This is a genomic window from Pseudomonas sp. XK-1 (assembly GCF_038069885.1).
GTDB lineage: Bacteria > Pseudomonadota > Gammaproteobacteria > Pseudomonadales > Pseudomonadaceae > Aquipseudomonas.
This window is the reverse complement of sequence record NZ_JBBPES010000001.1, coordinates 462,376-483,745: the sequence shown is the minus strand read 5'-3', so window position 1 is coordinate 483,745 and position 21,370 is coordinate 462,376. Positions and strand designations below refer to the sequence as shown.

The window sequence follows — 21,370 nt, the reverse complement described above, 5'->3', positions numbered from 1 at the left end:
GTCAATTGAGAGCGGAAAAGTCGATATCCTGCCACAGCTGGCGGGAAATACCGGCGAAAGCGAAGAGCATCGGCAGGCGTTCGGCAAAACCCTGGAAGCCATGGTCGCCGCCGGCCTGGATACGCAGCGCGCAGGCCCGGTAATACGCCTGGGCATCGCGGTAATCGAGGGTTTCGTCGGCGGTCTGCAGCCATACCTGATAACGCGCCGGATCCTGCAGCGCCGGCACATCCAGCTCGGCCAACGCCGTTACATGGTCGGCCGTCAGCTCCCAGGTCTCGTCGCTGTAATAGTTCTTCTGCGGGCCCAGGTAGCCATCGAAACGCAGGTGCGGGCGCACGGCAGGGTTGATCAGCAGCGCTGGCAGGCCATGGCGCTCGGCCAGAAAGGTCGCATAGTAGCCGCCCAGAGAGCTGCCAACCAGCACGGGGCGACCCAGCTCGCCTATCAGGGCTTCGAGTTGGGCCAGCGCCTGGCGCGGATGGTGATGCAGGGCCGGCACGCGCAGCTGCTCAGCCAGCCCCAGTTGCGCCATGGCGCGCGACAAATGGCTGGCCTTGAGCGATGCCGGCGAGCTGTTAAGCCCGTGAATATAGAGAATGGATGCGGTCATAAGGCGGGAGGCTAACCGGTTGCGGCGACCGGCTGCAACCGGTTAACCAGGCAGCTCAATAGCCCTTGATGGTGTAATCGATTTCGAACTTGATCCCGGTCACCCGCGACACACCGGTTTCCAGGCGGCCGTCGTCATGCAGGCGCAGCCAGCGATAGCCCGGCGCGGTTTTATCGACCTGAAATTCCTCGCTACCCGGGGCGAACTGCACGCAGGTGGACGGCGAGGCGAGCAGACGGATGGGGCCACGCTGCTGGTCGAGTTCCTGATGGATATGCCCCCACAGCACTGCACGCACCTGATCGAAGCGCGCCAGCACGGCAAACAGGGCGTCGGGATTGCGCAGACCAATGGGCTCCATCCATTTGCAGCCGATGGACACCGGGTGGTGATGCAGGCAGACCAGATGGTAACGCTCCGGGGCCTCGCTCAGGGCGCGCTCGAGCAGGCCCAGCTGCTGATCGCTGAGGTAACCGGGCACGGCCCCCGGGATCGAGGAGTCGAGCAGGATGATCCGCCAGTTGCCCAGATCGACCACAGATTCCAACAGATCGCAGTCGGCGCACACGGCCTGCATCGCCGGGACATCGTCATGGTTGCCGGGAAACCAGCGCGCCGGCGCGGGGATGGCCGCGGTCATGTCGCGAAAGCGCTGGTAGGAAGCCTGGCTGCCGTCCTGCGACAGGTCGCCGCTGGCCAGCATCAGGTCGATCTGCGGCTGCTCCTGCAACACCCGTTCGATCACCCGCTGCAGGCTGTCCTGGGTATCCAGGCCCAGCAATCTACCGGCCGCCTCGGCAAACAGATGGCTATCCGACAGCTGCACCAGCAGCACCGACGAATCAACAGGGGTAGTCATAACGGCAGGCTTGCTGGGCAAGACCGTCTCCTTTTGCGCAATGCATGGATTATGCTGGCTAGCCCCACCGGCGGTAAACCTGGGAAATGGGAATAGTTCACAGAACGCCCGCGCAACTCAAGCGCCCGCCTAAAGGCTAGTCCGTGCGGCGCATCCGCGCTGGAGCAACTCAGGGAGTCTAGCGTACCGGCTCCAGCTCATGGCCACAGGCCAGGCAATGGCTTAGCCACTCGCCGAGAAACAGGTTGAGCTGGGTCTTCTCGTCGGGCTGGTGCATGTCCGCATTGGGATAGGGGTAGATGCCGCGAAAACGCCGGGCGCTCTGCGCACCGACGACTTCGGCCATGCGCGCATCGTGGTAGACCCGCACCTCCAGCTGCGGTACCGGCAGCCAGGCCAGGCTGTGCTCTTGGCGCACCCTGATGGTCGAGGTGTAGGGACAGCTTTCCACCACCTCCAGGGCCAGCACGCCCAGCAGGTGTTCGCCCTGACTGAGGGCCACGCGACGCGCCTGCGGTTGTTCGCGCATGGCCGGCAACAGCTGCATCAGGCGCGCATAGTTGAGCTCGCAAGCCGCCTGCAGCTCGACCAGGTCGACCCGATAGCGCTCGCGCAGCAGGTTCATGACCATAACCCCCGCACTTCGGCGCGGTTCAGCGCCAGCCACTGCAGGGCGATAATGCTCGCGGCATTGTCGATACGACCATCCTTGACCGCATCCAGGGCATCTTCCAGGGGCCAGACGTGCACGCGGATATCCTCGCCCTCTTCCGCCAGGCCATGCACCCCGCCCGCGCCCTCACTGTCGCAACGGCCGACAAACAGGTGCACGCGCTCGTCGGAACCGCCCGGCGAAGGGTAGTACTGGGTGATCGGCCACAGGGAAGTCAGGGCCAGATCGGCCTCCTCGATCGCCTCGCGCAACGCCACCTGCTCCGGCTGCTCGCCGTCATCGATCAGCCCGGCGACCAGCTCCAGCAGCCAGGGGTTGTTGCTCTTGTCCAGCGCACCGATGCGGAACTGCTCGATCAGCACCACGCAATCGCGCTGCGGATCGTAGGGCAACACACAGACCGCATCACGGCGCACGAACAGCTCACGGCTGAGCACCGGCCCCATGCCCCCGGCAAACTGGCGATGGCGCAGCTGCAGGCGATCAAGCTGATAGAAGCCACTAAAGCAGACTTCACGCTCGCTTATTTCAACGTCATCCCGCTGCATATGACCCCCTAAAACGAACGGGCCCGAAGGCCCGTCCTGGTTACTCTTATACTGCTACGCAAAATCGCCTAGCAGAAGCTCCAGAGTCCGATTACGAGCTCGCGAGCTAGAGCCCTGCAAGGCGAAAACAAGCGAGGAAGCGGAGTGTACTTTTGTACATGAGCATTCCGAGCATGTTTTCAACGCCGCAGGGCCGACGCGCAGCACATCGTAATCTGACTCTCATCACACCTTGTGATAGAGCTGCGCACCTTGCGCCTTGAACTCTTCGGCCTTGGCCTGCATGCCCTGCTCGACGTCCAGATCGAGTGCGGCGATGCGTTGTTCCTCAGCATAGACCCGAACTTCCTGGGTAATCTTCATCGAGCAGAACTTCGGCCCGCACATGGAGCAGAAATGCGCCACCTTGGCCGAGTCCTTGGGCAGGGTCTCGTCGTGGTAGCTGCGCGCGGTGTCCGGGTCCAGGCCGAGGTTGAACTGGTCTTCCCAGCGGAACTCGAAACGCGCCTTGCTCAATGCGTTGTCACGAATCTGCGCGCCCGGATGGCCTTTGGCAAGGTCGGCGGCGTGGGCGGCGATCTTGTAGGTAATGATCCCGGTCTTGACGTCGTCCTTGTTCGGCAGGCCGAGGTGCTCCTTGGGTGTAACGTAGCAGAGCATGGCACAACCGAACCAGCCGATCATCGCCGCACCGATACCCGAGGTGATGTGGTCGTAACCCGGCGCGATATCGGTAGTCAGTGGGCCGAGGGTGTAGAACGGGGCCTCGTCGCAGCATTCCAGCTGCTTGTCCATATTCTCCTTGATCAGCTGCATCGGCACATGGCCCGGGCCTTCGATCATGGTCTGCACGTCGTGCTTCCAGGCGATCTTGGTCAGCTCGCCGAGGGTTTCCAGCTCGCCGAACTGCGCTTCGTCGTTGGCGTCGGCAATAGAGCCCGGACGCAGACCATCGCCCAGCGAGAAGCTGACGTCGTAGGCCTTCATGATTTCGCAGATGTCTTCGAAATGGGTGTAGAGGAAGTTCTCTTTATGGTGCGCCAGGCACCACTTGGCCATGATCGAGCCACCGCGAGAGACGATGCCGGTGACGCGCTTGGCGGTCATCGGCACATAACGCAGCAATACGCCGGCGTGAATGGTGAAGTAGTCCACGCCCTGCTCGGCCTGCTCGATCAGGGTGTCGCGGAACAGTTCCCAGGTCAGTTCTTCGGCCGCGCCACCGACTTTTTCCAGGGCCTGGTAGATCGGTACGGTACCGATCGGCACCGGCGAATTGCGGATGATCCACTCACGGGTTTCGTGAATATGCTTGCCGGTCGACAGGTCCATGACCGTGTCCGAACCCCAGCGAATGCCCCAGGTCAGCTTGGCCACTTCTTCTTCAATCGAAGAACCCAGCGCCGAGTTGCCGATATTGCCGTTGATCTTCACCAGGAAGTTACGGCCAATGATCATCGGCTCCAGCTCGGTGTGGTTGATGTTGGCCGGGATGATCGCGCGGCCGCGGGCGATCTCTTCACGAACGAATTCCGGGGTGATGATTTTCGGTACGCTGGCACCGAAGCTGTGCCCGGGGTGCTGCTGATCGAGCAGGCCAGCGGAACGCGCCACTTCCAGCTTCATGTTTTCGCGGATGGCGACGTATTCCATCTCGGCGGTGATGATGCCTTTGCGCGCGTAATGCATCTGGCTGACGTTGGCCCCGGCCTTGGCACGGCGCGGGTTGTTGACGTGAGCGAAACGCAGCTTGGTCAGCTCGGCATCGGCCAGGCGCTGCTGGCCGAAGTTGGAGCTCAGGCCGGGCAGGCGCTCGGTGTCGCCACGAGCCTCGATCCACGGCGAACGCACATCGGCCAGGCCCTTGCGCACATCGATGATCACATTGGGATCGGTGTAGGGGCCGGAGGTGTCGTAGACCACCACGGGGGCGTTGATCTCGCCGCCGAAGTCGGTGGGGGTGACGTCCAGGCTGATTTCGCGCATCGGCACCAGAATGTCCGGGCGCGAACCCTGCACATAGACTTTCTGCGAACGCGGGAAGGGTTGGATCGACTGCTGGTCGACCTGGGCGGACTCACTCAGGATCGGATTGAGGTTTTTTTCTTGTGTGCTCATCGGCGGCTCTCCAGGGCTATATGTCGGAGCGAACCTGGAGATAAATGAGCGGCGCGAGGCGCACCAGGGGCGGTGCCAGAGGCTCGCCAGGAGGGAAGGCGAGCACATCTTGTTCCCTACGCAGGCCTTAACCTGATCAGGTTCAACGGGATCCGGCAGCTGCCAATCTCAGCCCCGCAATTGGGGCACCCCGACAAGAACCCGGCCAGTCTAATCAACCCCAGCCAATAAAACCAACCCGCGAGTCAATTTCGCATGACCCACGCGTCGGAAAGTGACGCGAGCACCCACAACAAATGACCCGACAGCCCAAAACGCCATGGCTTGTTGCAATCTACACTCATTCGGCTCCAGACAAATCTTGACCCTCCAGGCAGCGCCCCTTAGCCTTGCCGATTACCGCCAAATTCAGGATCTCCCTAATGTTGCGCAGACTCTCTCTGGCTTTAGCCGTGGCCGCCGCCTCCAGCGGCTTTGCCTGGGCCGAACAAGCCCCCGCATCGAGCAAAACCGACCTGGTCACGGTTTACCAGGAAGCCGCCGCCAACAACGCCGACCTGGCCGCCGCCCGCGCCGATTATGCAGCGCGCAGCGAAGTGGTACCCCAGGCCCGTGCCGGCCTGCTGCCGAACCTGTCCGCCGGGGCCAACCTGAGCGATACCCGCACCGATGTGGACACCTCGCTCGGCTCGCAGTCCATCTCGCGCAGCGGCACGGTGTATCAGGCCAACCTCAGCCAGCCGCTGTTCCGCGCCGACCGCTGGTTCCAGCTGCAGGCCGCCGAGGCCACCGATGAGCAGGCCGCCCTGGAACTCTCGGCCACCGAGCAGAGCCTGATTCTGCAGAGCGCCGAAACCTACTTCGCGGTGCTGCGCGCCCAGGACAATCTGGCCTCGACCAAGGCCGAGGAAGCGGCGTTCAAGCGCCAGCTGGACCAGGCCAATGAGCGTTTCGATGTCGGCCTGTCGGATAAAACCGACGTGCTCGAAGCCCAGGCTGGCTTCGACACCGCCCGCGCCAACCGGATCATCGCCCAGCAGCAGGTGGAAGATGCCTTCCAGGCCCTGATCACCCTGACCAACCGCGACTTCGCGGCCCTGGAGGGTATCGAGCACAGCCTGCCGATCCTCGCGCCGACGCCCAACGACGCCAAGGCCTGGGTCGACACCGCCGCGGCGCAGAACCTCAATCTGCAGGCCAGCAACTACGCGGTAGAGGCCGCCGAAGAGACCCTGCGCCAGCGCAAAGCCGGTCACGCACCGACCCTGGATGCGGTGGCCAGCTTCCAGAAAGGCGACAACGACAGCCTCGGCTTCAGCAACTCGGGCACCCCGCCGCGCTTTAGCGACGATGTCGAGCAACGCTCAATTGGCCTGCAACTGAATATCCCGCTGTACAGCGGCGGCCTGACCAGCTCCCAGGTGCGCGAGGCCTACCAGCGGGTCAACCAGAGCGAGCAGCTGCGCGAAAGCCTGCGCCGCCAGGTGGTGCAGGACACCCGCAACCTGCACCGCGCGATCAACACCGACGTGGAAACCGTGCAGGCACGCAAGCAGTCGATCATCTCCAGTCAGAGTGCCCTGGAAGCGACCGAAATCGGCTATCAGGTCGGCACCCGCAATATCGTCGACGTACTGGATGCCCAGCGCCAGCTGTACAGCTCAGTGCGCATCTACAACAACGCCCGCTACGACTACATCATCAACAACCTGCGCCTCAAGCAAGCCGCCGGCACCCTTAGCCCGGCCGACCTGGAAGCCCTGGAGCAGTACCTGAAATCCGATTACGACCCGGACCGCGACTTCCTCCCGCCGGACCTGGCCAAGGCTGCCGAAGCCCAGCTGCGCGGCAATATGGACTACTGAGTTACCCACATAAAAAAACCGGCCAAGGCCGGTTTTTTTATGTGTGATCAATGCTCGGCGATACTTCGGCCGCAGCCAATAAGCCTTGGCGCAATCCGCGGATTGCATCCCGCCTGGGTGCGGAGGTTCAGCGGTTTCGCGGGCATCTCCCGCTCTCTACCGCTTATCCTTGAGCAAACGCTCCAGACCCGCCAGCAAACGCGCCAGCGCGCCCTGATTGGCTTGCATCACCGCCAGCCCGGCTGCACGCATGGCCTGCGCCGCCTCAGGCGCACGCCACAGCTGCTCGATCTGCTGCGCCAGGTCGTCGGCATCTGCCACTTCGCGCAACGCCCCGGCCTCACGCAGCTGCGCGGCAATCTCCAGGAAGTTGAACAGGTGCGGGCCGCTGAGTACCGGCTTGCCCAGGGCCGCCGGCTCCAGCAGGTTATGCCCGCCATTGGCCACCAGGCTGCCGCCGACGAAGGCGGTATCGGCCAGGGCATAGAGAAACAGCAGCTCGCCCATGGTGTCGCCCAGCAGCACCTGATCGCCCGCCGCCACCGGCTCGCCGCTGGAACGGCGACGCGTACTAAGACCCTGGCGCTGGCACAGTTCGAACACCGAGCCGAAGCGCTCGGGATGGCGCGGCACCAGGATCAACAGCGCGTCGGGGTTAAGTTTGAGCAGCTGGCGATGAGCGGCGAGGACGATCTCATCCTCGCCGGCATGGGTGCTGGCGGCAATCCACACCGGACGCGACTCGGCCTGCCACTGCCCGCGCAACAGCGCGGCGCGGCTTAGCAGCTCGGGATCAATGCTCAGGTCAAACTTGATAGATCCAGTGACCTCGACGCACTCGGCGCGCGCGCCCAGGCTGCGAAAGCGTTCGGCTTCCGGCGTCGTTTGCACGGCAAGCAAATCCAGCTCGGCGAGCATGGGTGCGGTCAGCTTGGCGAAGCGCGCATAACCGCGCGCCGAACGCTCGGACAGCCGCCCGTTGGCCAGCGCCACGGGAATACCGCGCTTAGCGCACTGGTGGATATGGTTGGGCCACAGCTCGGTTTCCATAATCACCGCCAGCCGTGGCTGTACCCGGTCGAGAAAACGCGCCGCCGCCCAGGGCAGGTCATACGGCAGGTAGCAATGCTGCACCCGCCCGGCGTACTCGGGCCCACCGAACAGCGCCTGGATACGCTCCGAGCCGGTCGGCGTCATGCAGCTGATGGTGATCGGCAACTGCGGATAACGCGCCAGCAACTCGCGCACCAGCGGCGCGGCGGCGATGCTCTCGCCCACCGACACCGCATGCAGCCAGATCCCGCCCGGCTTGAGGGTTGGCAGGCCGAGGGCAAAGCGTTCGCCGATACGTTTGGCATAGGCCGGGGCCTGCCAGGCACGCCAGGCCAGACGCCCGGCCACCAGCGGCAGACCGAGATGAAACAGCAAGGTGTAGAGGCTTCTATTCATGGGGGCGCAGCTTATGCACTTTGGCCAATATCGTCGAGTCAGGAGCAGGCCGCATCAGCCAATCGCCTGCAGATGCTGGGCAAAACACTCCGCCAGCCAAAGCGCGGCCGGGCCCAGGGCCTCGTCGCGACGACAGACCAGCTCCACCACCAGCGGCGGCGGGGTCCAGTCACTGCTCAGCTCCACCAGCTGGCTCTGGTAGGTCGGATACTGCACCACATGGCGCGGCAGCCAGGCCCAACCGAGGTTACGCATCAGCAGTTCGGCCATGGCATAGAAGCTGTCGGTGCGCCATACCGATGGACTGATCTGCTCACCGCCAGGGTACTGCGGGGCCATCAATAGCTGACGATAACGGGCCAGTTCGCGCCGGCCGACATGCCCGGCCGTCGCCAGGGCATGCCCGGCACCGCACACCGTGACCATTTCGATGGTGCCCAGGCGCTGGCGCTCCAGGGCTTCGGGCATCTGTTCATGATGGAACAAGAGCCCCAGGTCGGCGCGGCGCTCCAGCAGCTTGCGCGCCACATCGCCCTGGGCACCGCTGGCCAACTGCACCTCCAGCAACGGAAAGGCCTGGGCCAGCGCCTCTAGGCTGTCGAGCACCGGCTGATAGGGCATGGCCTCGTCCTGGGCCAGGCGCAGGCGAACTTCCTCGCCGCGCGCCAGGCCCAGCGCCCGTCCGTCCAGACGCTGGCACTGGCGCAGCACCTCGCGGGCCTCCTCCAGCAAGGCCGCGCCGGCGGCGGTCAGGCGCGGCTGGCGGCCGCTGCTGCGCTCGAACAACAGCACGCCGAGGTCGGTTTCCAGCATGGCGATGGCGCTGCTCACAGCCGACTGAGCGCGGTTGATGCGCCGCGCCACAGCGGAAAACGACTGACCTTCGGCCACGCCGACAAACAGACGGATCTGCTCCAGATTCCACTGCACAAGCCATCTCCTTTACAGATAGGTAATCACTTTATCCCATCAGCCGTACCACTAGAATAGTCGGCAGATTACCCAAGGAGGCCCACCATGAGCGGCTATCTCTATCTCGCCATCGCCATCACCGCCGAAGTCATCGCCACCACCTCGATGAAGGCGCTGGATGGTTTCAACAAGCCCCTGCCCCTGCTGCTGGTGGTGGTCGGCTACGTCATCTCGTTCTGGATGCTTAGCCTGGTGGTGAAAACCATCCCGGTCGGCGTCGCCTATGCGGTCTGGGCAGGCCTGGGGATCGTGCTGGTGAGCATCGCCGCGGTATTTCTCTACCAGCAGCGCCTGGACCTGCCGGCCATGCTCGGCATGGCCCTGATAGTCGCTGGCGTGGTGGTCATTCAGCTGTTCTCGCACAACGTGGGCCACTGACGGCGCGTTGAAGTGGCCAGCGGCCCCTAACCCCACTGCGCCGTCGAACTTGCCACGTATGGCTTACCCCTGACCGCTTGCCGTTATACTGCGCGCCTGTTTTCCCAGCGAGATTCGCGCATGTCCCAGGCCCTGAGCACTGATGTCTTGATCGTTGGCGGCGGTATCGCCGGCCTCTGGCTAAATGCGCGCCTGCGCCGCCAGGGCTTTGCCACCCTGCTGGTGGAAAACGCCCGGCTCGGCGGCGGGCAGAGCGTGAAATCCCAGGGCATCATCCACGGCGGGGCCAAATACGCCCTGCATGGCGCACTGACCGGAGCCTCGGAGGCCATTGCCGATATGCCGCGGCGCTGGCGCGAAGCCCTGCAGGGCAGCGGCGAGCTGGATCTTGCCGGCGTGCGCCTGCTCTCCGACGCCCACTATCTCTGGTCCCCCGGCAGCCTGGCCGGCAATATCACCAGTTTCTTCGCCAGCAAGGCGGTGCGCGGCCGGGTCGATCAGGTCAAGGGCGAGCAACTGCCGCCGGCCCTGCAACATCCAAAATTCAAGGGCAAGGTCTATCGTCTGGCCGAGCTGGTGCTGGATGTGCCCAGCCTGATCAGCCGTCTGAGCGAACTCGCCGGCGATGGCCTGCTGGCCGCCGAACGCATCGAACCGCTGCGGGACAATGGCGAACTGGCCGGGCTGATGGTCGATGGCCGGGAGATCCGCGCCCAGCGCATCGTCCTCAGTGCCGGCCGCGGCAATGCCGAGCTGCTCACGGCCTTGGGTCTGAGCCAGCCCGCGCAGCAGCTGCGACCGCTGCATATGGTGCTGGTCAAGGGCCCGACCCTGAAACCGCTGTACGCCCATTGCCTGGGCGGCGGGCCGAAGCCGCGGGTCACCGTCACCACTCATCCGGCCGCCGACGGCGAATGGGTCTGGTACCTGGGCGGCGATTTGGCCGAAGCCGAGGGCGTGGCCCGTGACGAAGCGGCGCAGATCAAGGCGGCGCAACGTGAGCTGAGCGAGCTGCTGCCCTGGGTCGACCTGTCCGCCGCACGCTGGGCCACCCTGCGGGTCGAGCGCGCCGAGCCGGCGCAATCGGGCCTGGTCCGGCCGGACAATGCCTTTCTCGACGAACAGGGCAAGCTGCTGGTCGGCTGGCCGACTAAACTGGCCTTAGCCCCGGACTTTGCCGACCGCGTGCTCGCTGCCCTGGCCCGCGATGCCATCCAGCCCGCCAGCCACCAGCCGCTGCCCGCACTGCCGCGTCCGGCTGTCGCCCCTGCCGCCTGGGAGGAACTGTTCTAATGCATGCACTGCATAGCCTGCACAACCTGCATCGCCCGCTGGGTGCCACCGAACTGCTGGTTTCGCCACTGGGCCTGGGCACGGTCAAGCTCGGCCGCGACCAGGGAGTGAAATACCCCAACGGCTTCAGCATTCCCGACGATGCCGCGGCGCGGCAGCTGCTGGCCCTGGCCCATGACCTGGGCATCAACCTGATTGATACCGCCCCGGCCTATGGCACCAGCGAAACCCGCCTCGGCCCCCTGCTGCGCGGCCAACGCCAGCAGTGGGTGATCGTCAGCAAGGTTGGCGAAGAGTTCGAAAACGGCCAGTCGCGCTTCGACTTCAGCCCCGAACACACACGCTTCTCCGTGGAACGCAGCCTCAAACGCCTGCAGACCGACTTTATCGACCTGATGCTGGTGCACTCGGATGGCAACGATATCGCCATCCTGCGCGACAGCGGGGTGTACCAAACCCTGGCCGAGCTCAAGCGCGAGGGCAAGATTCGCGCCTTCGGCCTTTCCGGCAAGACCGTGGAAGGCGGCCTGCTGGCCCTGGAACAGGGCGATTGCGCCATGGTTACCTACAACCTGAGCGAGCAGAGCGAGCTGCCGGTACTCGACTACGCCGAGGCCCACGGCAAAGGCATCCTGATCAAGAAAGCCCTGGCCAGCGGGCATGCCCTGCAGACCGGGGAAGACCCGGTGCGCGCCAGCTTCGAGCTGATCTTCGCCCACCCGGCGGTCAACAGCGCGATTATCGGCACCATCAACCCCGAGCACCTGACCCATAACGTCGCCACCGCGGCGGCTGTGCTACAGGATATTGCCTAAACGTTCACGCCAGCCCAACTATGCCAAGCTGTCCGGCCACAGCCACGCCAGCAAGGAGTTGCCATGCCGCGCGACCTGATCCGCAAGGACCCCAGCAGCTTCAAGACCCTGCAGCTGTTCGTCGAGGCCACGCCCGAGGGCCTATGCTACCAAGGCCTGGGCAGACCGCTGAATTTCAGCGAGATGCTGGAAAAACGTCAGCCGGTGACAGTCACGGACAGCCAGCGCTTTGCCGTGGAGCTGGCCAACCTGGGCGTCTCGGTGCGCCTGACCCTGAGCTGGCAGGGTCGCGACTACTGGCTACTGGTGCGCCAGCGCCGCGCCGATCGCGGCGATGTGGTGCTCAAGCTGATATCCGGCTATGTGCCGGCCCACGAGCTCAACCTGCCGCTGCTCACCGCCATCCAGGAGGTGGCCGAAGAGTGCCTGCTGGAAACCCCGGAAGGCTGGCTGAGCGGCCGCTTTGGCAGCACCTGGCTGCCAACCCCTTATCAGGCCAGCCTGCGTTACCGGGAAACCGCGCACTTCAGCCTGAGCCCGCTGTCCGGCGCGGCGCGGCCGGTGCAATGCGGCAACCTCAAGCTGCTTGAACGGCCGCGGGCCTATGTGCACCTGCCGACCGCCTCGCTGCAGCTGGTGTACGACCTGCACCTGCAACTGCCGAGGGAAATCAAACAGCTGAGCCTGCTGCATGTCGATGAGCATTTGGAGGATGGCCAGCTGATCGCCCGCCTCGACCGCGCGCGCCCTGACCTGTTTCTGCTGCCGCTGGTGCAGGGTCAGCCGAGCGCCGAACTCTTCACCCTCAACCAAGGCCAGCTACGCTCGGCCAGTACCCGCGGCCTGTGGCTGGCGGAAAGCTTCGCCCCTCAGGACGGCTGGCTGGTACGCGACGAACGGATAAGCTGGAAGGACTGGCTTGGCCAACAAAACCTGCAGCAAGCCAAACGCACCGCCAAGGCCTAGGAACCGGCCGGCCCCGTTTGTCGCGCGCCTGCCAATGCCACCCCGGCTTGCGCCAGGGCTTATCCGGCTGGGGCCGGTAGCCCGGACAAGCGCAGCGCAGTCCGGGAGCTTGAGCATAAGCACGGCGGCTAAAAAAAAGCCGCTCACTCGCTTGAGTGAACGGCATAACCGTCAACATGGGCAAACAGGGACGGCTTAAAAACCTGCCGGGCGCGCCGGCTATTTCAACTCGCTGGAACTCTTGCCCAGCAGCCGCCGCGCCACGATCAGTAACTGGATCTGCTGGGTGCCCTCGAAGATGTCGAGAATCTTCGAGTCGCGCGCCCACTTCTCCAGCAGCTCATCCTCGCCGTAGCCCAGGGCTCCGGCCAGCTCTACACACTTGAGGGTGACCTCGTTGGCCACCCGCCCGGCCTTGGCCTTGGCGATTGAGGCCTCCTTGGAATTGGGCAGTTTGTTGTCGGCCATCCAGGCGGCTTTCAGGGTCAGCAGACGCGCGGCTTCCCATTCGGCCTCCAGCCGATACAGGGTCGCCTCGGCATGACTGACGCTGAGCAGCGGTTTGCGGTAATCCAGTTTGCAGACCTTCTTCAGCAGCTCGCGGGTGCGGTCCAGCGAGGCCTTGGCCACGCCGACCGCCATACCGGCGACCAGTGGACGGGTGTTGTCGAAGGTCTCCATGACTCCGGCAAAGCCCTTCTGCACATCGATTTCGGGGTTGCCCAGCAGGTTGGCCGCCGGTACGCGACAGTCACTGAAGCTGATCGAGGCGGTATCCGAGGCCTTGATTCCGAGCTTCTTCTCCAGCCGCGTTACGCTCATGCCCGGGGTGCCGTGCTCGACCACAAAGGACTTGATCGCCGCTCGGCCCAGGCCCTTGTCCAGGGTGGCCCAGACCACCACGGAATCGGCACGCTCGCCAGAGGTGACGAAGATCTTCTCGCCGTTAAGCACGTAGTGATCGCCATCCTTGATCGCCGTGGTACGAATCGCCGCCGAGTCCGAGCCGCAGCCCGGTTCGGTAATCGCCATGGCCGCCCAGGTGCCGCTGAAGCGCGCCAGCTGTTCGTCATTGGCCACCGCGGCGATGGCCGCATTGCCCAGGCCCTGGCGCGGCATGGCCAGAAGCAGACCGACATCGCCCCAGCACAGCTCCATCACCCCCAGCAGTGCGGACATATTGCCGCCGTTCTTCACCCCCTCCTGCTGCTCGCGGGCAGCGCCACGCTTGCTTGCCGAGGTGGCACCGATGGCGTCCGGGGAGCCGGCGTTCATGCCGTCGAGCAGGGCCGCGAGCAGATCCAACTCCTTGGGGTAGGCATGCTCGGCCTTGTCGTACTTGCGCGAAATCGGTCGGAAATAATTCTCCGCCACCTGATGGGCCTGGTTGACCAGACCCTGGAATTTCTTTGGGGTTTCCAGATTCATGCGTTGTGCCCCTTCAAAGTTGCAAGCCGCCGGCCATGACTGCCAGCGCTCTCAGATCGCGGTACCAGCGCTCGACTGGATGTTCTTTGGTGAAGCCGTGGCCGCCAAGCAGCTGCACGGCATCGGTGCCAATCTTCATCGCCTTTTCGCTGCACAACAGGCGCGCCAGATAGGCCTCGCGCTGGAACGACAGGCCCTGTTCGGCACGGGCACAGGCACGCCAGACCATCACACGCATGGCGTCCACTTCCACCGCCATGTCCGCGACCATAAAGGCCACGCCCTGGCGATGACTGATTGGCTCGCCGAAGGCCACTCGCTCGTTGCAATAGGGAATCACGTAGTCCAGAGCCGCCTGAGCCGTACCGATGGCCAGGGCACACCAAGCCAGAGAGGCATGATCGACAAAGCTCTGGTAGTCGAAGCCCTCGCCCGACAGGCGCGCCTCCTGCGCCACCTTGACCTTGTTCAGGCGGATACGCGCGGTGCTGCCGGCCTTCAGGCCCATGGCCGGTTGCGGGCTGCGTTGCAGCCCCTTGGCACCAGCCTCGACGACAAACAGCCCGGGGCCATCGGCGGCCTGGGCCGCGACGATCAACTGACTGGCATCCAGGCCGCGCAGCACCAGGCACTTCTCGCCACTGAGCAGGTAGTGTTTGCCGCGCTTGTGCGCGCGGGTCTGCAGCTTCTGAGGGTCGAATAACGGCGTGGGTTCATTGACCGCAATGGCCATCACTGGGGCCGGCTCATCGGCGACAAAGGCCGGCAGCCAAAGCGCCTGCTGCGCGGCATTGCCCCACCGGCGGATGCAGTTGGCCGCCGACAGCGGTACCAGCAGCGCCGCGGCCAGGGACAGATCGCCCTTGCCCAGGGCTTCGGCGATCAGGGCATTGCTCAGGGTGGTGCGCTCCCCGGCCATGCCGCCCTGAGCCTCGCTCACCGCGTAATGGGTCAGCCCCAGCTCATGGGCCTGATTAAGCAACGCGGCGGGCAGCGCGGCCTGTGCATCGGCATCATGGGCCAGGGGCCGCAGTATTTCGCTGGCGAAGGCTTCGAGCATCTCCACCAGCATCTGCTGCTCGTCGGACAGCGACAGATCGAACAAGCTATCCGGAGCAACCGGCCGCGGCGTACTGCCCGCTTTACCGGTACGTTGCGCGGCGGCGCGAAAACTCGCGCGGCTACCGTTGTAGATAAGTTTCTCGACGGGCTTGCGCAGTTTCAGACGATCCGGCCAGTCGGCCTGGGCGAATCGATTCAACATGGCCAGGGCACGGCCCTGGATATCGGCAGTCATGACATCTCGCTCCATACGGGGGATGCCACGATAATGCGCGCCAGCCTGGCGAGCGGCTATGACCGCACAGCCAGCGGTGACTGGCATAACAGCCAGTCACCGCCCGCAGCTCACTGCTGGCGAATTTTCTCGACTATGGCCGTGGTCGAGCTGTTTTCAACCAGCCCCAGCACCCGCACTTCGCCGCCGTAGGCGGTGACGATCTCGGCCCCGACCACCTGCTCCAGGCCGTAGTCGCCGCCCTTGACCAGCACATCCGGCTTGACCGCGCGCAGCAGGTTTTCCGGGGTGTCTTCGCTGAAACTCACCACCCAGTCCACCGCGCCGAGGCCGGCCAGCACCGCCATGCGTCGGTCGACCGAGTTGATCGGTCGACCCGGCCCCTTCAGCCGGCTGACCGAGGCGTCGTCGTTGACCGCCAGCACCAGACGGTCGCCCTGGGCCCGCGCCTGCTCCAGATAGGTCACGTGACCGGCATGCAGAATGTCGAAGCAGCCATTGGTGAAAACGATCTTCTCGCCATGGGCGCGGGCATCCTCGATGGCCAGCAGCAGTTGCTCCAGGCCCAGCACGCCGCGCTCGGAACCGGCTTCGCGCTGAATCGCGCGGCGCAACTCCGGCGCGCTGATGGCCGCGGTGCCGAGCTTGCCGACCACGATGCCGGCCGCCAGGTTGGCCAGGGCCACGGCATGGGGCAGCTCCTCGCCCGCCGCCAGGCTGGCGGCCAGGGTGGAAATCACCGTGTCGCCGGCACCGGTGACGTCGAACACTTCGCGGGCCCGGGCCGGCAGATGCAGCGGCGGCTGTTGCGGGCGCAGCAGGGTCATGCCGTGTTCGCCGCGGGTCACCAGCAGCGCGCCGAGTTCCAGCTCGGTCATCAGCGCCGCGCCCTTGGCCACCAGCTCGGCCTCATCGCGGCACGGGCCGACTATGGTTTCAAACTCGTGCAGGTTGGGGGTAATCAGGCTAGCGCCGCGGTAGATGGAAAAATCCTTGCCCTTGGGGTCGGCCAGCACCGCAATACCCTTGCGCCGCGCCAGCTGCACCAGAGCCTGGTGGTTCTGCAGCGCACCCTTGCCGTAATCGGACAGCACCAGCACCTTGATACCCTCCAGCAGCGCCTCGACACTGACGGCCATGGCCGCGCTGTCGGTATTGAAGGGTTCTTCGAAATCCATGCGCAGCAGCTGCTGATGGCGGCTCATGACCCGCAGCTTGACGATGGTCGGCTGATCCTCGATGCACTGGAAATGGGTCTTGACCCCCACGGCCTGCAGGCTGTTGCTCAGGCTCGTCGCTGCCTCGTCGCGACCGGTCACGCCCACCAGCACGGCCGGCGCGCCCAGGGCAGCAATGTTCAGCGCGACGTTGGCGGCACCGCCCGGACGGTCCTCGATCTGCTCGACCTTGACCACCGGCACCGGCGCTTCCGGGGAAATCCGCGAAGTACCGCCATGCCAGTAACGATCAAGCATGACATCGCCCACCACCAGCACGCTGGCCTGGTCGAAACGCGGCATGGACAATTTCATAAACACCCCGAAAGCAGCAGAAAATCTGCGCGGATCATAACATTGGTCACGCCAGCCAAGCCCGTGCCCGCCACCGGCCACACACGCCCGCCGACATTCAGATCGCCGACTCTGGGAGCGGCTGCAGCGCATCGACAAAATCCTTCTCGTGCAGACGCGCGTAATAGCCATTGAGCGCAAGCAGCTCGGCATGGGTGCCACGCTCGACGATCCGTCCCTTGTCCATCACCAGAATCAGGTCGGACTTCTCGATGGTGCTGAGGCGGTGGGCGATCACCAGGGTGGTACGCCCTTTCATTACTTCGTCCAGTGCGCCCTGGATATGCCGTTCGGACTCGGTATCGAGGGCCGAGGTGGCCTCGTCCAGAATCAATAACGGCGCATCCTTGAGCAGGGCCCGTGCAATCGCCAGGCGCTGGCGCTGGCCGCCGGACAACAGCACACCGTTTTCGCCCACCAGGGTGGCGTAGCCCTGCGGCATTTGCTCGATAAACTCGGCGGCGTAGGCCAGTTCGGAGGCCTTGCGCACATCATCAAGCGGCGCGCCAGCCAGGTCGCCGTAGGCGATATTGTTGGCCACGGTATCGTTGAACAGGGTCACATGCTGGGTGACCAGGGCGATATGCCGCCGTAGATCGCGCAATGTGTAGTCTTCGACATCCACCCCGTCGAGCAGGATCTGCCCCTGATCATGGTGGTAGAAACGCGGAATCAGGTTGGCCAGGGTCGACTTGCCGCTGCCGGAACGGCCGACCAGCGCCACCATCTGCCCGGGTTCGGCAACGAAACTGATGTTATCCAGTACCGGTTTGTCGGTGCCCTCGTACTGGAAGCTCAGGTTGACCACTTCCAGCCGCCCGCTGACACGCCCGCGCTCCTGGGTGCCGTGATCGATCTCCGGGGCTTCGTCGAGCTGCTCGAAAATGCTTTCGGCACCGGCAATCCCCTTCTGCACCGTGGAACTGACCTCGGACAGCTGCCGAATCGGCTTGGGCAACAGCCCCGCCAGGGTGATATAGGCCACCAGATCGCCGGCCGAGGCATCCCCGCGCAGCAGCAATACCAGGAACATCAACACCGCCATGGCGCTGTAGATGACCAGCTGAAGACTCGGGGTATAGACCGCGTTGGTCTTTACCATTTTCAGCTGCTTTTGCCGGTTCTCGGTGCTGGCACTGCAGAAACGCTGCTGCTCGTAGTCTTCGCCGCCAAAGCTGCGCACCACCCGGTAACCGTGAATGGTTTCGGAGGCGACATGGGTCACGTCGCCCATCGCCAGCTGAATCTTCTTGCTCTGCTTGCGAAATTTCTTGCTCGCGCTGACGACCATCAGGCCGATGATGGGCAGAATCGCGACCATCACCAGGGTCAGCTGCCAGTTCATCCACAGCAGCGTGGCAAACAGGAAGATGACGGTCATGCCTTCGCGCACCACCACCTTGATCGCATCGGTGGCCGCGCCTGTGACCATGGTCACGTTGTAGGTAATGCGGGAAATCAGATGCCCGGAGTTATGGTTGTCAAAGTAGCGATTGGGCAGGGTCAGCAGGTTATTGAACAGCGCCACCCGCATGTCATGCACCAAGCCCAATGAAACCTTGGCGAGAAAATAGTTGCCGAGAAAGGACCCGATACCCTGCAGCAGCGCGATCAGCACGATCAGCATCGGCACGGCCTGCAACAGCTTCAGCTGGCTCAACCACGCAATGTCACGCAAGTACGGCACAGTGGCGAAGAAGCTCGCCTCCGGGTTGTTCAAGCCATCCACAAAGAACTTGAGGATATAGCCCAGCATCGGCTGAGTGGAGGCGAAAATCAGGAAGCCGAGAATACTGATGGCGAACAGCCCCCAGTACGGCAGCACATAGCGCAGCAACCGTAAGTACACTTTCAGACTGGATTGCTGGGTAGAATTGGCCATTCGGCAAGCCTCATACGACTGGCTAGAGAGACAAAGATGCGGATTGTAACAGCGAACGAATTGCAAGGCTGGCTGAGTGCCGGCGATGTTCTGGAAAAAGACAGTAAAGGCCCCAAGGTGATCCGGCTGCCCGAAGGTGACATCGTCAAAATCTTCCGCAGCCGACGTCTTCCGCTAATCGCCCGCCTACGCCCCGACTCGCGCCGCTTCGCCGAACGTGCGGAGCACCTGCAGCGCCTCGGTATCAAGACCCCCAGTATCCACGAGAGTTGCTGGATCGACCGCGACCAGGCCGTGAGCGCCTGCCTCTATCGCCCCCTGGAAGGCACGCCGCTGGACAAGCTGTTCCATAATTCACGCGCCAGGTTCGATGTGTTGTTGCCGCAACTGGGCCTCTATATCTACCGGCTGCACCAGCGCGGCATCTATTTCCGCTCCCTGCATCTGGGCAACATTCTTTATACCCCGGACGGCGATTTCGGCCTGATCGACTTTCTCGATATCCGCTTCAAGAGTCGCCCCCTGCGCCCCACCCTGATTCGGCGCAATTTCGAACACCTGCGTGGTTATCTGCTGCGTCGCAGCGTGCAGAACTTCCCCTGGGACGAGCTGATGCGCTGCTATGACGAAGCCAGCAAGGCATCCAGCTGATTCAAATTGATGACCGGGACCAGATCGCCCGGCAGCCGGCTGGTTTGCGAAAGGTTGTACACCTGAAACGCCGGGCTGACGACCTGCTCAGCCAGTAACTGGAAGCTGGGCAAGATGTAATCCTCATAATCTTCATCGAGCCGGGTCGGCAAGGCGGCTTCTCCCTGCTCATAAAAGCGCCCCGGCTGCGCGTTCATATCCACCCCGACCAGAAACACCTGCGAAAACCCCAGGTGATAGGCCAACTGCAGGGCCGCGAAGGGGATGGTCCTGCCGCCAAAATAGCCCTTGCTCATATTGCGACTGAAGCCCACGCGGTTCGGCTTCTGCCTGAACAGGGAAAAGCGGCAGGCGATATCCGGATCATTGCGCACGCTCCAGGCATAGCGACGGTCCGACAGCGCCAGCCCATTCACCGGGCGATTGCTGCGCTGCATCAGGTACACGGAGTGGCCGTCGACCGCCTCGGGAGCCTCCTGCAACAACACCTCCAGCGCACCGTAGCCCAGGGCCGCGTGTCGGGAGCGGGCAATACCCTGGCTCACCAGCGACTGGCGCAGACGGACAAACCCGCGGTCGTCGCAGATATAGAACAAGGGGCTGAGGTCCGCCTCGACAAAGCGCATGATCGAGCCATTCATGGCAATCATCGGAATATGCCGATAACGCTCCACCGGGAAGTCCGCGGCCGAAGGCCCGGATGCCACCACGAAGACCGCCCCGGAGCAGCTGCCACGGCAAGCGGCGAAGGCCTGCCCGTCATCCCAATACCCCTGCAGTTGCTGCTCCAGCGTCAGCTGCTGATCGACTCTAGTCATACTTTGCTTCCACCCGAATCGTCCCTGCGCGCCCTTGTGCGGCCAAACCCATCACCAGAAAAATCGGCAGCCAGAGGCAGAACCACTCCTCGCGGGGTTTGACCCAGGGCCCGATACCGTCGGTAAACAATGCAATACCCGCGAAACACAGCAGCGCGCACAACATGCGCCCCTCGACGCGCTCGCGTAGCCGCCAGGCAGCGCTCAACGCCAGGGCCTGCAGCGCCAGCCAGCAGGCAAGTCCGACCAGCCCCAGGGTCACGGCAATATGCAGATAGACATTGTGCGCGTGTTCCAGGGACCTGCCCGATGAGGGGACCCGCAACAGGTAATCAGCGGTCAGCCCCAGGCCCTGCAGCGGCTGCTGCCCGATCAGGCCAACGGCCTGCACAAACAGCTCGGGCCGGTATGACAGGCCCCTTTGCAGCAGCAGTTCCGGCCAGACCAGCGCCGCCACAACCGCCAGGCTGGCAGCACCGGCAGAGACGCATAACAGCCGAGTGCTGCGCTGCCACAGCGGAGCCAGAAACAGGGTCAGCAATGCCGCCAGCCACGGGCCCTTGGACTGGCTGAGCGCGAGAAACACCACGAAACCGCAACAGCCGAACAGCCAGGCAGCGCCCTGCAGGGTGGCGGGCAGCTCCCGACGCAGGTACAGCAGGACAACCCCCATGGCCCCGAACAGCTGGCTGGCCAGAATCGGATGATCGACGATGCCCGTACCGACCAGCCGAGCGCCCCAGGCATTGCCCGCCCAGCCGTAGAACCAGAGCGCGCTGCCCCACGCCAGCAGGCCGACCGCAAGGCCGCTCAGGGCAAGGCTCCTGCTCAGCAGCGCGGAGTCAAGGCTGGCCAGGGCAATAAGCGCATTGGCCGCCAGGAATACATAGAAGAATATCTTCAGCTCTTTGCTCTCGAACTCCGGTGCCCAGAGCGCAGAAGTTGCCGACCATGCCATCAGCACCAGCAGCGCCAGCGCCATCGGCTGCCGCCACTGGCGACGCACCTCGGCATGGACGAGCAACGCCAGTAGACCGGGCAGCCAGAACAGGGCCATCAGGGCCTGATGGTAGAACTTGCTGCTGCCCATAAGCAGCATGCCGACCAGCCACCAGATCAGCCCTGCGGCCAACCACTTCTCCAGCACGGCGCGCGTCCAAGCTTCTGTCACGGA

General features: G+C 64.0%; 19 protein-coding genes and 1 riboswitch. Of the genes, 6 read left to right on the top strand and 13 right to left on the bottom strand.

Annotated features, from left to right (window positions below):
• Nucleotide 1 precedes the first annotated feature (1 nt).
• The 5 genes from WMW70_RS02110 to thiC form a co-directional block, all read right to left on the bottom strand.
• The gene (locus WMW70_RS02110) at nt 2-613 is read right to left on the bottom strand and encodes a YqiA/YcfP family alpha/beta fold hydrolase (RefSeq protein WP_341435866.1); all 612 of its coding nucleotides are present in this window, start codon (nt 611-613) and stop codon (nt 2-4) included.
• A 55-nt stretch (nt 614-668) separates the two neighbouring features.
• Nucleotides 669-1,472: a 3',5'-cyclic-AMP phosphodiesterase gene (cpdA, locus tag WMW70_RS02105; protein ID WP_341435865.1), complete on the bottom strand. Its 804-nt coding sequence runs from the start codon at nt 1,470-1,472 to the stop codon at nt 669-671.
• Nucleotides 1,473-1,650: 178 nt separating this feature from the next.
• Nucleotides 1,651-2,103, bottom strand: coding sequence for a DUF1249 domain-containing protein (locus WMW70_RS02100; RefSeq protein ID WP_341435864.1), 453 nt, complete (start codon nt 2,101-2,103; stop codon nt 1,651-1,653).
• Nucleotides 2,094-2,693, bottom strand: a complete 600-nt coding sequence (locus WMW70_RS02095; protein WP_341435863.1) for an NUDIX domain-containing protein — start codon at nt 2,691-2,693, stop codon at nt 2,094-2,096. The genes WMW70_RS02100 and WMW70_RS02095 overlap by 10 nt, the downstream gene beginning before the upstream one ends.
• Before the next feature lie 225 nt (nt 2,694-2,918).
• Entirely contained in the window at nt 2,919-4,811 is a 1,893-nt protein-coding gene (gene thiC, locus WMW70_RS02090; protein ID WP_341435862.1) for a phosphomethylpyrimidine synthase ThiC, read from the bottom strand.
• A 96-nt stretch (nt 4,812-4,907) separates the two neighbouring features.
• A riboswitch (TPP riboswitch) is annotated at nt 4,908-5,014 on the bottom strand.
• A gap of 219 nt (nt 5,015-5,233) precedes the next feature.
• Here thiC and WMW70_RS02085 point away from each other — a divergent pair.
• Nucleotides 5,234-6,676 carry a TolC family outer membrane protein gene (locus WMW70_RS02085; protein WP_341435861.1) on the top strand — a complete coding sequence of 481 codons (1,443 nt, stop codon included), beginning with the start codon at nt 5,234-5,236 and terminating at the stop codon, nt 6,674-6,676.
• 156 nt (nt 6,677-6,832) lie between these two features.
• Here WMW70_RS02085 and waaA read toward each other — a convergent pair whose 3' ends face one another.
• Nucleotides 6,833-8,125 carry a lipid IV(A) 3-deoxy-D-manno-octulosonic acid transferase gene (gene waaA / locus WMW70_RS02080; protein ID WP_341435860.1) on the bottom strand — a complete coding sequence of 431 codons (1,293 nt, stop codon included), beginning with the start codon at nt 8,123-8,125 and terminating at the stop codon, nt 6,833-6,835.
• A 54-nt stretch (nt 8,126-8,179) separates the two neighbouring features.
• Nucleotides 8,180-9,055: a LysR family transcriptional regulator gene (locus tag WMW70_RS02075; protein WP_341435859.1), complete on the bottom strand. Its 876-nt coding sequence runs from the start codon at nt 9,053-9,055 to the stop codon at nt 8,180-8,182.
• Between the two features lie 87 nt (nt 9,056-9,142).
• Here WMW70_RS02075 and WMW70_RS02070 point away from each other — a divergent pair, with 87 nt between their 5' ends.
• The 4 genes from WMW70_RS02070 to WMW70_RS02055 all read left to right on the top strand — a co-directional run bounded on the left by WMW70_RS02070 (nt 9,143) and on the right by WMW70_RS02055 (nt 12,549).
• Entirely contained in the window at nt 9,143-9,475 is a 333-nt protein-coding gene (locus WMW70_RS02070) for a DMT family transporter (protein WP_325505828.1), read from the top strand.
• A 120-nt stretch (nt 9,476-9,595) separates the two neighbouring features.
• Nucleotides 9,596-10,768 carry an FAD-dependent oxidoreductase gene (locus WMW70_RS02065; protein ID WP_341435858.1) on the top strand — a complete coding sequence of 391 codons (1,173 nt, stop codon included), beginning with the start codon at nt 9,596-9,598 and terminating at the stop codon, nt 10,766-10,768.
• Nucleotides 10,768-11,583 (top strand): aldo/keto reductase, encoded by an 816-nt coding sequence (locus tag WMW70_RS02060; protein WP_341435857.1) that lies wholly within the window; start codon nt 10,768-10,770, stop codon nt 11,581-11,583. The genes WMW70_RS02065 and WMW70_RS02060 overlap by 1 nt, the downstream gene beginning before the upstream one ends.
• A gap of 63 nt (nt 11,584-11,646) precedes the next feature.
• Nucleotides 11,647-12,549 carry a metal ABC transporter ATPase gene (locus WMW70_RS02055; protein ID WP_341435856.1) on the top strand — a complete coding sequence of 301 codons (903 nt, stop codon included), beginning with the start codon at nt 11,647-11,649 and terminating at the stop codon, nt 12,547-12,549.
• A 219-nt stretch (nt 12,550-12,768) separates the two neighbouring features.
• On the opposite strand, the gene WMW70_RS02050 is transcribed toward WMW70_RS02055, so the two are convergent.
• The 4 genes from WMW70_RS02050 to msbA all read right to left on the bottom strand — a co-directional run bounded on the left by WMW70_RS02050 (nt 12,769) and on the right by msbA (nt 18,727).
• A complete protein-coding gene (locus WMW70_RS02050; protein ID WP_341435855.1) occupies nt 12,769-13,977 on the bottom strand; it encodes an acyl-CoA dehydrogenase family protein in 1,209 nt (402 codons plus the stop codon).
• Nucleotides 13,978-13,990: 13 nt separating this feature from the next.
• Entirely contained in the window at nt 13,991-15,274 is a 1,284-nt protein-coding gene (locus tag WMW70_RS02045; protein ID WP_341435854.1) for an acyl-CoA dehydrogenase family protein, read from the bottom strand.
• Nucleotides 15,275-15,384: 110 nt separating this feature from the next.
• Nucleotides 15,385-16,806 carry a bifunctional D-glycero-beta-D-manno-heptose-7-phosphate kinase/D-glycero-beta-D-manno-heptose 1-phosphate adenylyltransferase HldE gene (gene hldE / locus WMW70_RS02040; RefSeq protein WP_341435853.1) on the bottom strand — a complete coding sequence of 474 codons (1,422 nt, stop codon included), beginning with the start codon at nt 16,804-16,806 and terminating at the stop codon, nt 15,385-15,387.
• Nucleotides 16,807-16,903: 97 nt separating this feature from the next.
• Nucleotides 16,904-18,727, bottom strand: coding sequence for a lipid A export permease/ATP-binding protein MsbA (msbA, locus tag WMW70_RS02035; RefSeq protein ID WP_341435852.1), 1,824 nt, complete (start codon nt 18,725-18,727; stop codon nt 16,904-16,906).
• A gap of 36 nt (nt 18,728-18,763) precedes the next feature.
• On the opposite strand from msbA, the gene WMW70_RS02030 reads away from it, so the two are divergent.
• Nucleotides 18,764-19,378: a lipopolysaccharide kinase InaA family protein gene (locus WMW70_RS02030; protein ID WP_341435851.1), complete on the top strand. Its 615-nt coding sequence runs from the start codon at nt 18,764-18,766 to the stop codon at nt 19,376-19,378.
• On the opposite strand, the gene WMW70_RS02025 is transcribed toward WMW70_RS02030, so the two are convergent.
• Nucleotides 19,348-20,196, bottom strand: coding sequence for a lipopolysaccharide core biosynthesis protein (locus WMW70_RS02025; protein WP_341435850.1), 849 nt, complete (start codon nt 20,194-20,196; stop codon nt 19,348-19,350). The genes WMW70_RS02030 and WMW70_RS02025 overlap by 31 nt on opposite strands.
• A complete protein-coding gene (locus WMW70_RS02020; protein WP_341435849.1) occupies nt 20,189-21,367 on the bottom strand; it encodes an O-antigen ligase family protein in 1,179 nt (392 codons plus the stop codon). Before WMW70_RS02020 ends, WMW70_RS02025 begins: the two co-directional genes overlap by 8 nt.
• Nucleotides 21,368-21,370 lie beyond the last annotated feature (3 nt).